The sequence below is a fragment of the Candidatus Hydrogenedentota bacterium genome, from assembly GCA_019695095.1.
Classification (GTDB): domain Bacteria; phylum Hydrogenedentota; class Hydrogenedentia; order Hydrogenedentales; family SLHB01; genus JAIBAQ01.
In genome coordinates this window covers 1-14,019 of record JAIBAQ010000157.1, presented here as the reverse complement: position 1 = coordinate 14,019, position 14,019 = coordinate 1, and the positions used below count along the sequence as shown (strand labels likewise).

Sequence of the window (14,019 nt, the reverse complement as noted above, 5' to 3'; positions counted from 1 at the left end):
AGATCCAAACCAACAGATGTTCTATACTTGCTCATGGCCGGTTCCTCCTGATGGCACCTCGGTGCCGTTTAACTTTGCAGGCGAGTTTATCGCACTGCGTCGGAGGACCGGCCTTCTCATCTTATCTTTGCGTTAAATTCTTACGTCATTGCGATCTTGAGTTGAATTCAATTCAAGAAGAAACGCAAAGACGCCAAGGCGCAAAGCCGCAAAGGAAAGACCGTTACCTTCGACCTACCCCTTTAAGTCGGGTATCCAAATGTCATTTGAGGCATCCTAACTTGAATAGCTTCTTTGTCTGTTCTCGATAGTCTTCTTTGTACCTTTGTGTCTTGGTGGCAACGATCCGGAATTCTTTACCACCAAGACACCAAGGCACCAAGCAAGAGAGACACAGTCCGCATGTGCACAGGTTTCTCTTCCAAGCATTCCTATATATATGCGCCGAGCCGTTGCACTGTCTGGAGCAAAATGCACGGACCCATTGCCGCGAAACGAGGGACATGCGGAGCCAAGAATTCGCTTCTTGCAGGAAAATAACGATTAGTTAATAACTTGCGTTTCTACGCAGAATCCTTGCGTCTTTGCGCCTTAGCGCCTTTGCGTTGATTTCCGGAATTCAAGACACAAAGGGAAGCTGCAAATCCCCCAAGCGAGCAGCCATCCCGAGTGCAACGAACTCGCCCCTATATACAGGCGGTAACACACGAGGGCCGAACCATGTCCACCGGCGATTACGCCGGTTGCGTCGCTCTGACGGCTTGTGCGATAGCGCAAACGTCCGGAAAGTCAAGCCCCCCTTGCCCCGTCAAATTGCACGGGGACACCCCCCAGACGACTCGTCGCTCCAGGCAAGCGACCCTTGAATCGTCAACTTGCACGGGGGTGTGCACCCCCTCTCAGCGCAGCGCATAGCACGGGACGCAGGCAAGATGCCTGCGACACGGTTCTTGCCTAACGTGTTTGAAGAAACCGTATTCCTCTGTGTCCTCCGTGCCTCAGTGGTGAAGTTCTCCGGGCGCCAGCAAATATGCCCGGTGGCATTGTCGCAGCCGAGGGCGGCTGCGCCACATTTCCCGAACTCGGCTTGCATGTGGGGCAGCCGCCCTCGGCTGCCGCTCGGACCCCTTGAATCGTCAACTTGCACGGGGGTGCGTCCGGTGGCTCCGTTTGCTACTATGACTCTTCACGCTACCAATGAGGGGGGTTAGCCATGAAGTCGTTCCAGTTTTCCGTTTTCTTGATCGCAGCACTCCTGATGGCATTGCTGCCCGCATGTGGACCTACACAACAGCCGCCTCCTACAAACGAAGCGCCTGCACAACCGGCCGCTGAGCCCGCGCCCGCAACGCCAGAGCCCGCTCCGGTCGCCCAGGGTCCGTTCCTCGTAGAGAATGGCGCAAGCCAATACCGCCTGCTTCTGTCTACGACTGCGAGTCCATCCGAAAAGAAGGCCGCCGAAGAGATCCAAGCCCAGTTTCAAAAAAGCACCGGCGCGCAGCTTCCCATCGAAACTGGTGACGCCGCCGGCGACAAGCCGGCCATCGTCCTCGGTTGCGGGCCAGCCGCCAAAGCATTGGGAGTCGACCCGACGCCCGAGTCGCTCGGCGAGCAAGGCTACGTACTAAAGACCGTCGCACCGCACATCGTCATCGCGGGCACGCCCATGGCTGGCACGCTCTACGGCGCATATGATTTCCTGGAACGCGCACTTGAAGTTCGATGGTTCGCGCCCGAAGTCACGCGAGAAGAACCGCATCCGACCGTGACGCTGCCCGCCTACGACGAGCTTGTAAAGCCCGCCTTTCTGTGGCGCGACACCAGCTACGCGGCTCTCGACGCGGGGGGTGAGTCCTACACCGCGCGTCAGCGCGGCAATCGCGGGGGCGGCGGTGCGGACAACCCGTACGGCATTCAGTACAGCTTCTACGGCACCTGCCACAGCTACCACGGGTTTGTCAGTCCCGGCGAGTTCTTCGAATCCCATCCCGAGTACTTCTCAGAAGTCGGCGGCAAGCGACTCGGATTCGAGACGCAACTCTGCCTGACCAACCCGGATCTGCTCGACATCGTTACCGAACGCATGCTCAAGCGCATGGAAGAACGCCCCGAGCTTCGCCAATACAACTTCTCGCAGGAGGATTACTACAACTACTGCGAATGCGCGAAGTGCCGCGAGATCAACGAGAAGTACAAGACCATGGGCGGCACGCAGTTCTGGTTCGTCAACCAGCTCGCGGAACGCACCTCCAAGGTCTACCCGGATAAGCTCATCAGCACGCTCGCGTACATGTACACCGAAGAGCCTCCGGCGGACATGGTCATGCATCCCAACGTCGCCGTGTGGCTCTGCCACATGTATCCCTGCTGCGACAGCCATCCCATCTCCACCTGCCCGCTCAACGCCGACTACAAACGGCGCGCCGAGGCCTGGTCGAAGATTTGTTCTCACCTCTACATGTGGCACTACATCGTCGACTTCGCCCACTATTTCAATCCGTTCCCGAACTTCCGCGCCATGTCCGCCGACATGCGCTTCTACAAGAGCATCGGCGTGGAAGGCATCTACTTGCAGGGCATGGGGCACGGTGGCGGCGGCGGCGAATTCAGCCTGCTGCGCCCCTATTACGGCATGAAGCTGCTCTGGAATCCTGACCAGGATCCTCAAGCCCTCATCGACGAATTCCTTAAGGGCTACTATGGCGCGGCAGCCGACGCCATCGGCCGCTACATTACCCTAATCCACGACAAGGTGGAAAAGGACAACGTCCACATTCATCTCTACGTCAACCCGGCCCAGGGCCATTTCCCCGACGACATCCTCGCAAAGTCGGACGAGTTGTTTAACGAGGCAGAGGCCGCCGTGGCCCAGGACCCCGAACTGCTCGAGCGTGTGAAGGTTGCCCGCATGCCGCTGACCTACGCACGCGTCTTCCCGCGCAACGGATACCAGATCGAAGCGGGCCAGCCCGATACGAATGGACTCCGTCTCGACACGCTTACGTTCAACCAGCCGCTCGCGAAGATGGCCGAAGTTCAGGAATTCATCGCCCGCATGAAACAACACGGATTCAAAAACATCCGTGAATGGGGCGGAGAACCCGAACAAATCGGACTCTGGCCCATGATCTTCGGCAATCCGATGAAACTCCCGGTCATCGAAAACGCCCACCTCGCCGTGACCGTTGTCCCCGTGCTGGGTGGCCGCGCGCTCATGATCGTCGACAAGAAATCCGGTCAATGCGTCACCGCATACAACACGACGAAGAATCTGTTCTTCCCCTTCTGCGGCGGCGAAGATCCTCGCATCGGCGGCATGTTCGCGGCCAACATGTTCGGCAACATGCTCCCATTCGGCGTCGAAGAACACACCCCGACGTCCGTCTCAATGAAGGCCAACGGCGGCGGTTTCGATATCGTCCGCAAGATGACGCTCTCTCCCGACGCTCCTATTCTTACCATTGAAACAAGCGTCACCAACACCAAGGACAAACCGCTCGAGGCCCGCGTCCGAAGCCATCTCGACCTCGACCTCGGAACCATCGAGCAAACCCGCGTCGCTTTTACCGCGCGTAGCGGCGAGACCGTCGACAAAGACATGACGACCATCCTCGCCAACCTGCGCGAAGGCGAACGCTTCACCGATCAACGCACACCCAAGAGTGAATGGACCCTCTCTGGAACCAAAGGTCTATCGCTCACGCAACGCTTCAACCCCGACACCACCGAGTTCACCTTCATCTACGGCTATCCCGCCGACCTCAACGACCTCGAAGTCGAGGTCCAAGATAAGCCCGTGATGGTCGAACCAGGCCAGACCCACACCTTCAAACTGGAGTACGAGATCAAGTAACGCCTTCCACCAACCCCAAAACCAAACCGGGGACTGCGGGCATCTCGCCTACAGTCCCCGGTTCGTATTTGGATGCGCGTAAACTAGCGCAATCTCACTCTCTTCAGCTACGAATCAAAACCCTCCTTCTCTCAAATCTCCGGATGACGAGAAGACCCGTGACGAATAGAACACATGCAATCGGAGCCCAGTTCACAGGCACCACCGGCGTATCCAGCGCATCATAGGGGTTTCGTCCCATGCTTACTTCCACGCCGTCGCCCACACCATCGTCATCACTGTCAGGATCTAGGCGATTCAAAATCCCATCACCATCCACGTCGTCAAGACTTGCATTTCCGAAAGTCTCCTCCGCGTCCCCAATGCCGTCCCCATCGGAATCGGGATCGACCATATTGATAAGCCCATCCCTGTCTGGATCACCGCTTCCCTCAATATAATCAGGGATTCCATCATGGTCACGGTCATCTGTCGCCGTCAATTCATACGCTCCGATGTCAATTTCGGTGCCGGTCCCATTTGCACCAACTCCAGGTACGTCAAATGGACGTAGTTCATCGTCGATGTCATTGCGGGGCACAACGTCCACACGGAAGGGGACGCTGGGTGTTCCAGCGTCGATAGCAGGAGAATTGATCAATGGAGAGAAGTCCATGTTTGCTGCGTTCACAAAACGCGGGTCGCCGGACACATTTCCGCTCGCTTGCGGCAGTCCCGCATTCAGACTAGTAGCATCTGAATAGACAGCGCCAGTCTGCGATTCCGAAAAAACGCCTTCTCCATCAATTTCGAATAAGCAGTTCTTGACGATTGGACTGTATCCATCTGTGCCGTAGATCGAAAAGTTCTGGTCGCATGTAAAGATCGTGTTTACAAAGACGGTGGCATCACGCTGGCCATAGACGGAGTCGCCAAGGTCAGCCGTATTATCCGCCACTGTGCAATTGATTACCGCACCTGAGGAGAGGAGAAACTCCAATCCACCTCCGTCCAATGCTGTGTTGTTGACGATCAAAGAATTCTGCAGAATGGGTGCAGTTAAGTCGAAATGCGCTCCACCACCCGATTCCGCCGAATTGCCACTAATGACACAGCCTCGTACAACGGGGGTCTTGCCGAAATCGGTGCACGCCAGGCCGCCTCCTTGATCACCGAGGTTATCCTCAACGCGACAGTTTTCCACCCAAGTGTGCCCGCTCATGCATATTCCGCCACCACGAAACGCTTCATTGCCTCGCAAAAGACAGTTCAAGATATGTATCGGCGTCGATCCTGCATTAATTCCCCCCCCTTCTCCCCACGCACGGTTACCGCGAATCACGCAATTGGAAATCCTGCATGTGTTACCAATGACGTTACAGTCGATCCCTGCCCCTCGGGAATCCACCGTGCCGCCTCGGGCATATCCCCCAGTAACCGTAACTCCGTCAAGAACCGCGTCGTAGACGCCGTACATTTCAACTACGTGCAGCGCATTACTGCCACCTGATGCAGTGCTGCCGTCTATGATGCTCTCATTCAGCGTGCTGTTCCTTTGTGAACGCTGCACTTCCGAGCCTGCAAATCCTCCGTATATCGAAACGCCGCTCTTCATCCGCACAATTTCGGAGTAGGCTCCTGACGCAACCCATATCTCGTTCCCGTACTCCGCGTCTTCCAGTGCTTCAGAGATCGATCGATAGGCCATCGCCCACGTGCTTCCGTCCCCACCCTGCGATGCCGCTGCGTTGACATACAAGACCTCTGGCGAGGGATCGGGGAAATCCGATTCCTGGATATAGACCTCGTGGGCTCCAATATCGATTTCATCACCCGTCGAATCTCTTCCCACTCCGGGGATATCATTAGGGCGTGAATCGGAATCAATGTCGACGGCAGGGGCAGCAATTGGAGATCCTGCGTCAACGCATGGTGAATTCGGCAGCAATCGATAGTCCTCGATAGACGAGTCCCGGAACAGCGGATCCGCCTCTTGGATGGTATTGACTCCGGGGTAAGCCAAATCGAATTGACTTATGTCCACGTATCGGATTGAGCTGGCCTGGTCATACAAGTACCCCCCCAAGTTGCCATAAAACACACAACGAGTGAGGCTGACTGCCTGGCTATTTGTCGTCGTGATGGCACCGCCAGTATTCTCTGCGAATATCGTATTGCTTACTATCGGTGCCTGACCCGCGATCTCAAGTCCGCCTCCCTCGCGCGCCTTATTACCTACGATAGTGCAATTGATAATCTTTCCCGTGTAGCCATTGATACTTATCCCCCCGCCTCCGTAGTTGACCTCATTGTTAGCGATGACACAGTTTTCAATTCTCGTGTAGTTGCTGCGCGCATAAATGCCACTTCCACTATTGGTGCGAATCACGCACTCTTGAATTACCGGGTAATCTATTCCGAGGTTTAGATAGATGCCACCTCCTCTGTTCCCCTCGACTGTGCATCTGCGAATTGACGGGGTCCCACTGAACACATGGATTCCTCCGCCCCTGCTGTTGTCGCGAATCAGGCAGTCCTCCAGGACCATGTTTCCTGCTACCCAGATCCCACCGCCATCGAATCCCGCATTCTTCTCTAACGTACAATTGGTGACAACGCACGTCGGGTCAACTCCCTTACACTTTATCCCTCCGCCACGTTGTTCTTCCGTGCCACCGTTTGTGGCTGACCCACCTGTCAATACAAGTCCCTCAAGGCGCACGTTTACGACATTCTGCATCTCGACGACATGATTTGCAGGAAGGCCTCCCTTTGCTGTACTTGCGTCCACAACGGTTCGGTGCGCAATGATATCTCGCTCCCCGCGCAAGACTTCTGTGCCTGAGAATCCACCGTAGATTGCCAAGTCACTCTTTAGAGAGAGGTTCTCTGAGTAGGTTCCTTCTGCGACCCACACTTCATCTCCCGGTTGTGCCGAAACGATTGCTTCGCTGATGCTTTTCTTGGCTTGCACCCAAGACGCCCCGGTGCCACTGGCTGTCACAGTGCCATCGACGTACACTACTTGAGCGTACGCAGTGTCCAACCCGCACAGGACGGCAGCAAGGCATACAGTCACCGCATACAAAGACGTGTTTGAACCGGGCATATTTCGAGCTGCAGCATTTGTCCCCATACTCTCCCCCTTCCAGGCGGCGTGTATGAAACGCCAACCTCCCCAAGCGTCGCGAAAGACTATTATGACTCACATGGATGGTAAGCCTAGTCGTATGATTAGACTATGGAAATCACTTGGATTTGTCAACAGCCAGGTATGGGCAACTCTGATAACAAGAGTACGGAAGAAAACCGGTAGTTGAATGCGAGGGAGTTTCCCGCGATGACAAGAAGAGTGAGGGCTGAAATGATCCTGTGCTGAGTGAAGTTGTCAGCCCCGATTCAGTCGATGTAGATATCCCCGCCGTCAGTCTGCAATTCGACGCGGTTTGTCCCGTTGTTGACGCGGCCGGTGAACTTGCTGACTTGCTGCGGTTCGAGCTATCCAGCGTAAGGCATAGAGTTGCTACAAGAGGTTAAAGTAAGAGCCCCACTCCATCACCATGACTAAACACAATAAGGTCACGACAGGCATACAGACGACGATAAGAAATATGAGGAAGCTCAAATCGCCATCAAACTTGAGGCGTCTGCGACATATGCTCACGATACTCATCACGGCACCGAGTGTTAAGAGGCAAATAAAGAATGAAAATAGAGCCAATCGCAAAATTTCCGGCATGGCCCGCAGTAACGGGCCACCTACCAGAACCACGGCGCCCAGTACAATCTTGGAACTCCAAGGATGGGCGTTTATCCAGAGAATTGTACTGTGCCACCATGGCTTCAGCGAAGCTGGACGTCCTGTTTCGTCGCTTGTTTCAGTAGCCATAAAAAGAAGTGTAGACTAAACAACCGAACTAGTCAACAGATACAGCAAAGGCCAAGGAAGAACATTTGGACGCTGCGTGATACGCACCAAGTTCACGCAGCCTTGTGCATCCTCAGCGTCCCACCCAACCTAGTCGATGTAGATATCCCCGCCATCGGTCTGCAATTCGACGCGGTTCGTCCCGTTGTTGACGCGGCCCGTGAACTTGCTGACTTGCTGCGGTTCGAGCGAACCGTTCAGCGTGATCGAGCTGTTGCGGACTTGCCCGTTCTTGACGGTCACGTAAAGCGTCGCATCCGACGACGGTGGAATTACGATGTTCAACGTACCCTTCTCTACCGCCACGTTGTACTCGCCGAGGATGCCGTCGAGCGCGAGGATGCTCACGTCCGCGCCGCGATTGCGCACCACGACTTCGCCCTTGGGCGATTCGATCAACGTCTTCGCCTGCACCGACGTGATGGCCTGTTTGCCATACACGTTGACGGACTTCACCATGCCTTGCTGCGCGGCCACCGTCACCGGACCCTGGCAATCCGTCAGCGATACGTCGCCCGCTTCGTTCGTCAATTCAAAGGTGCCCGTGTCACGCTTGCAGTTCTCGGCGGACACGCTTCCCTTCTTCTGAATGATCACCACCGAGTTTGCCATGCCCGCCACGGACGTGGCCCCGTTCTCCGCCGTCACGTGAAGCGAGGCGGTCCTGGGCACGCCGATCTCAAGATCGATGCGGAACTGCGTGCATCCCAACGAAGACAAATTGTCTCGCACCGCGGTCACAATACGAACGCGCTCCGGCGATGGTTCGACGGTGAGGCCCAGCGCTTCGATGGCCGCTTGAGCATTCGACGTCGATTCCACGCGCACCACCCGCGTGGCCTTGATCTCCACGCGATTGCCATCCGTTCCGTGAATGCGCACGTCGCCCGGCACCGCTTCAACGGCTACGGCCGCGCCCGCCGTCAAGTCCACGGCCTGCTCCATGCTGCGCGTAACATACTCACCGCCGTTTTTCACGGCGGGCGGTGGCGGCGGTTTCAGCCCTTCCTGATGCACATAGATCGTGTCGAAAGATACCTGCAACGTCACCTGCTGCTTCGAGTCAACGTTTGCGCCGCGCGCAACCACCATATCTCCGCGCGATGTCTGCTCCATGACCGTGTCAGACTTCACTGTCCCAAAGAATGCCGTCGCGGAAATGTCAGGCGCTGCGTTCTCGGGCACATACAAATGAATTGGGCCGCTTTCGCTCGTCACGTCAAGGTCCGCCTCAGGCGCAAGGTCGCGCAACGCAACCGATCCCGTGAAGCTGCCCACATTCAAGGTTCCACCCACGTTGGCGAACTCCGCTTGCGTGCCCTGCAACTGGAAGAAGCCGCCCAGACGTAGATCGCGTGCGGTCAATGGAAACTCGCCCCAAGCCCTCACCGTGACCAGTCCGGAGATCTCGCGCAAGTCCACCATCCCGAACCGTGAATCCACCGCCACGGTACCGCCCACGTTGGCGACGATGGTGTCCCCGAAATTGTTCTTGCAGATTACATTGGCGGTCGAAGGAACGGTTACTGTGTAATTCACCGCCATCGCAACCTTGCCCTTCTCGCGCGTATCCGGATACTCCGTGCGGATCTCGATCTGCTCCGCGGCCGGCGTCACCGTGATCTTGATGGCTTCCGACAATTCCCGCGCAAGGTCGTCGTTTTCGGCCCCCGCCAGCACCTGGGCTTTCACCTGCACGACCGGGTTGTCCCACGTCGTCACGCGAATCTCGCCGAATTCGTTCGCAATCGATACCGTCGCCGAGGGTCGCGCCGGATAACTCTCTTCAAACTCGCGCTGGCCGGTCTTCAATCCTTCCCAACCCGAGCTTCCCTGTTGATTGAACCCCGCAAACCGCGGCGCGACGACTCCCTCGGTCTTTTCGCCCAAGAACGTCAGCCATTGAGAGACGGTGTCGAAGAATGTGCTCGGCACCTCTTTCGATTCCGTCTGCGCGAGCGCCCCGCACAACGTTGTGAGGAACAACGCAATGCAGAGAACGATACGGTGAGAGAAAAAAGCCGGTATGGCTCGAAGGCCTTCAGATGAATTCCAGACCCCAGCCCCTAGACCCCAAACCCTATAAGGGAGATGCCCGCTTTGCTTGCTTGCCTGCTGGCCCTTAGGTTGGAGAATCACGGCATCGGCCCGTAGCGCCCGCTACAGGCAGCGCTCCACGTAGAGGCTTTTCAACGCCTGCGCCTGGCGACGCAGGTTTGTGGTGATCACTCGGCTCGCACGCTCACACCCGGGGTTCCGGTCCAACGCCGCGCGCGCCGCCGACAAATCGGCATTCAACGCCAACACAGCCCGCGTCTGACGCCACTCGCGCACCGTGTCCGGCGCGCCGGGCCGCACGCCCACCGCCGCCGCCAGCGCCCGGATTTCCTCCGTCGCCTTGCGCAATTCTTCCGGCGACGGCAAGGCTGCCATCGGCCGTTCCTGGGCTACCGTTTGCATCGCGGGTCCGGGTTCCGTCGTGCGGTCACCCAACGCGAATTGGAAGTACACGCTCGCCACCAACGCAACGCACGCTACGTACGCAAAACCTTTCACGGTCAAAAACCACGCCCGGCCATGCATCCGCTTCGGGGCTTGGCGTTCGCGCCGCGCGGCAATCAGTATCGTACGGGTTAAATCATCGGAGGGATCGAGGTCGCCGGCCGCCTGGGTAAATTCGAACGATTTCCGAATCGCGGCGACTTCCTGGGCGCAAGACGCGCATGCTGCAATGTGGCGAGCGGTGGAAGCAGAAATACCCTGCCCCGCAAGCAGTCCTTCCGCGTACGCCAGTAGTTCTGGCTTCGACGGATGACGCAGCATGTTCACGTTGGACTCCCTAGACGTAATCCTTGAACCGCTCCAGCAACGGCCGAAGCGCTCGTTCCGCCCGAACGACCCGTGATTTCGCCGTCCCAACCGGCGAATCCGTGATCACCGCGATCTCTTCGTACGACAAATCCTGGAACCGCCTCAGGACGAACGCCTCGCGCTGATGCTCGGGTAACTCCCGCAGCGCCGCGTTCACGGCCTCCGATATCTCCCCGCGCTGAAACGCGGAGAACACATCCGACCGTTCGTCGCCTACGTGTTCGAGTGGATCGAACTCGTCTTCAGGATTCTTCCGCCAGCTCCATCCCGACAAGCTCAAGAACTTGGGACGGCGCTTGCGGCGCAGCCATTCCTTGGAGACGATGTTCGAGGCAATGGTGTACAGGTACGTGGTGAATTTTGCCGTGGGCTGATACCGGTCCGCATTCCGGACCAGCGCCACGAAGACTTCTTGCGTCAATTCTTCGGCAATCTGCCGGTTCTGAACCATCCGGAAGATGTAGTTGAGCACGCCCTTCTGGTGCCGCCGCAGCAGCTCCCCAAACGCACTCTCGGAGCCCGCCGCGTGGTCCAGCATCAGCGTTTCGTCGCTGCGCTCTTTGAGCGGCAATCCTTCCGGCCCAAGCACTCGAAGCGCACTGCGACCCGCCAAGGGCGTTACGTTCGGTGCTCGTTCCATCATAGCTCCCCTGCCATCTGGATGTTGATTTTCAGTGTGCACTATACAATCCCTGTCGAGTCGAGAAAGTTTCATCGCCACAAGCACTTGTCTCCGGCGCGAAACCCGCTCGCCTCCGTTCTCGTTAACTCGTGATTATAGCACCACGGACCAAAACCAATCCAAAACTGTCAACCTCCTCGCATCCAAGTCCAAAGCCCCAGGCTGCGAGTCCGTCTTCAATCCAAAATCCAAAATCTAGAATCCAAAATTCCAGGCGGACAGACCGCCGTAAGTCCTTATCCCGCCTTACTCAATCTACCACCTCACCAACGCTGACCCCCAGGTCAGCCCGGCCCCGAACGCGGCCAGCAACACCAGGTCTCCCTGCTTCAAGCGGCCTTCCGCATTCGCTTGGTCCAGTGCTATTGGTATCGACGCCGCGCTGGTATTCGCCACTCGGTCAACATTCAAATAGATCTTGTCCGGCGACAACCCAATGTGGTTGGCAACTGTCTCCAACATCCGCCCGTTGGCCTGATGAGGCACGAACAGGTTGATATCCTCGACCCCCACGGACGCCCGCGTCAGCGCCTGCTCCACGGCATCGCCAAACGCGTACACCGCCCGCTTATACAATTCCCGGCCATTCATCAGAATGCCCCGGTTCAGCTCATTGATGTTCTCCGGCGTAATCACCTGCGCCGAACCGCCCGCCGGCACCATCAAGATGTCGTAGGCGCCGCCGTCCGCCGCCGTATACGTCGACAACACGCCCCGGTCCCCGTCTTCGGCCTTCAGCACGACCGCTCCGGCCCCATCGCCAAACAGCACCGCCGTGTCGCGCTTCGTCCAATCCAGCCGGGCCGTCATGATTTCCGCGCCGACAACCAGCGCCGTCTTGTGCACGCCCGCCCGGATCAACGCATCTGCCGCCTGCAACGCATAGACGAACCCCGAGCAGGCCGCATTCAAATCGCTCGCTCCGGCCCGCCGCGCGCCAATCTTCTTCTGGGTCAGGCACGCCGCTGACGGCATGAAATAGTCCGGCGTCGCCGTCGCGCAATGAATGAATTCAACTTCTTCCGACGCGACCCCCGCGTTTTCCAACGCTCGGGCGCACGCCTTCGCGGCAAGATCCGAAGCCGCCTCATTCGGGGCCGCGATATGCCGCTGTAAAATCCCTGTCCGCTGACGGATCCACTCGTCCGTCGTATCCATCAGCCCTTCAAGGTCGACGTTCGTCAAGACCTTCTCGGGCAAACAATGTCCTGTTCCAACTATCCGCGCGCGCACCATCCATCACCCCGCCCATGCAACCAAGACCAACGTTGGCGTTCCCGTCTGGGACTATGCCACTTCGGTCTATTTTAGATTTTGGATTTTCGATTTTGGATTGGGGAAACCCGCTTGCATCGCAAGTGAATGTTCCTCAATCTCCACGAGCACGTCTCCGAACTCAGTTCCAGAGGTCGAAGACCCACAACACAAGTCACTCGCCAAAAGGCGTTTACTCTCGCCCAACGTACTCCGTTCTTTTCTTCTTCAATCCAAAATCCAAAAACTAAAATCCAAAATCATTCCATAATTGCCTTGGCGTTCCTCACGTGTGCAATCGCATCCTCATACGAAATCAGGCCCTGCATATACAGGTTCTTCACGCAGCGATCCATCGTCTGCATGCCTTCCTTCGTATTCGTCTCCATGATGCTGTAGACTTGGTGCGTCTTCCCTTCGCGGATGAGGTTCGCGACCGCCGTGTTGTTCACCAGCACCTCGCACGCCATCACGCGGCCCGGGCCCTCGGCCCTCGGAATCAACCGCTGCGAAATCACCGCCACCAGCGTCATCGACAACATGAATCGAATCTGCTGTTGCTGCTCTCCGGGGAACACGTCGATAATGCGGTCCACCGACTGGATCGCGTCGTTCGTATGCAGCGTCGCCATCACAAGGTGACCCGTTTCCGCCGCGCGCAACGCCGCCTGGATGGTCTCCAGATCGCGCATTTCGCCGATGAGAATCACGTCCGGGTCCTGCCGCAGCACGTACTTCAGCGCGCTGTGGAAACTCAACGTGTCGCCGCCCACTTCGCGCTGATCCACGATGCTCTTCTTGTGCGAATGGATGAACTCGATCGGGTCCTCCACCGTGATGATGTGGCACTCCCGCGAATTGTTGATGACGTCGATGATCGACGCCTGCGTCGTCGTCTTGCCGTGGCCCGTGGGCCCCGTCACCAGAATCAGCCCCTGCTTCAACTGCGTGAACTTGTTAATGATTTCCGGTAACCCCAAATCGTCAAGCTGAGGAATGTCTTCGGGGATCGGACGAAACGCCGCCGTTACCGCGGCCTTCTGCAGATACACATTGACGCGGAACCGATGCTTCTTGCCCACCGCATACGAGAAGTCCAACTCCTTGTACTCCTCGAAATGCTTTTTCTGCTCCGGCGTCAAAATGCCGTAAATTGTTTTCTTCGTCTGCTCCGCCGTAAGCGCCTCGCTCCGCGTACGAAACATACGCCCGTTCACGCGCAACATCGGCGGCGCACCGGCACTCAGAAGCAAGTCCGAAGCGTTCTGCTTCGCGACCATCTCGAACAACTCTTTAAGTTCCATCATGATGAGCCCGTTCCCACAATATTTTGTGTCCCCGATTCAATTCGGCCCCCATCATACCCCATAGTTCGTTACCGCACAACGGGGTACTCCAGCCCCTTTCCAATTCCGTCGACAAGGCTGTCATCGGCTGGCCGAGATTCTCACG

7 protein-coding genes are annotated in these 14,019 nt (G+C 57.2%); 1 reads left to right on the top strand and 6 read right to left on the bottom strand.

All coding sequences use genetic code 11. The features are described from left to right. Positions 1-1,213: 1,213 nt before the first annotated feature. Complete coding sequence (locus K1Y02_20010) at positions 1,214-3,853, top strand: DUF4838 domain-containing protein (GenBank protein MBX7258657.1); 2,640 nt, start codon at positions 1,214-1,216, stop codon at positions 3,851-3,853. A 103-nt stretch (positions 3,854-3,956) separates the two neighbouring features. Here K1Y02_20010 and K1Y02_20005 read toward each other — a convergent pair whose 3' ends face one another. From K1Y02_20005 to K1Y02_19980, 6 genes are all read right to left on the bottom strand, one after another. Then, a complete protein-coding gene (locus K1Y02_20005; GenBank protein MBX7258656.1) occupies positions 3,957-6,806 on the bottom strand; it encodes a right-handed parallel beta-helix repeat-containing protein in 2,850 nt (949 codons plus the stop codon). Between the two features lie 1,044 nt (positions 6,807-7,850). Next, positions 7,851-9,695, bottom strand: a complete 1,845-nt coding sequence (locus K1Y02_20000) for a DUF4097 domain-containing protein (GenBank protein MBX7258655.1) — start codon at positions 9,693-9,695, stop codon at positions 7,851-7,853. Positions 9,696-9,920: 225 nt separating this feature from the next. After that, positions 9,921-10,589, bottom strand: a complete 669-nt coding sequence (locus tag K1Y02_19995; protein MBX7258654.1) for a hypothetical protein — start codon at positions 10,587-10,589, stop codon at positions 9,921-9,923. A 10-nt stretch (positions 10,590-10,599) separates the two neighbouring features. After that, the gene (locus K1Y02_19990) at positions 10,600-11,274 is read right to left on the bottom strand and encodes a sigma-70 family RNA polymerase sigma factor (protein ID MBX7258653.1); all 675 of its coding nucleotides are present in this window, start codon (positions 11,272-11,274) and stop codon (positions 10,600-10,602) included. 294 nt (positions 11,275-11,568) lie between these two features. Further along, entirely contained in the window at positions 11,569-12,549 is a 981-nt protein-coding gene (locus K1Y02_19985; GenBank protein MBX7258652.1) for a ketoacyl-ACP synthase III, read from the bottom strand. A 278-nt stretch (positions 12,550-12,827) separates the two neighbouring features. Further along, the gene (locus tag K1Y02_19980; protein ID MBX7258651.1) at positions 12,828-13,871 is read right to left on the bottom strand and encodes a type IV pilus twitching motility protein PilT; all 1,044 of its coding nucleotides are present in this window, start codon (positions 13,869-13,871) and stop codon (positions 12,828-12,830) included. Between the last annotated feature and the right edge of the window lie 148 nt (positions 13,872-14,019).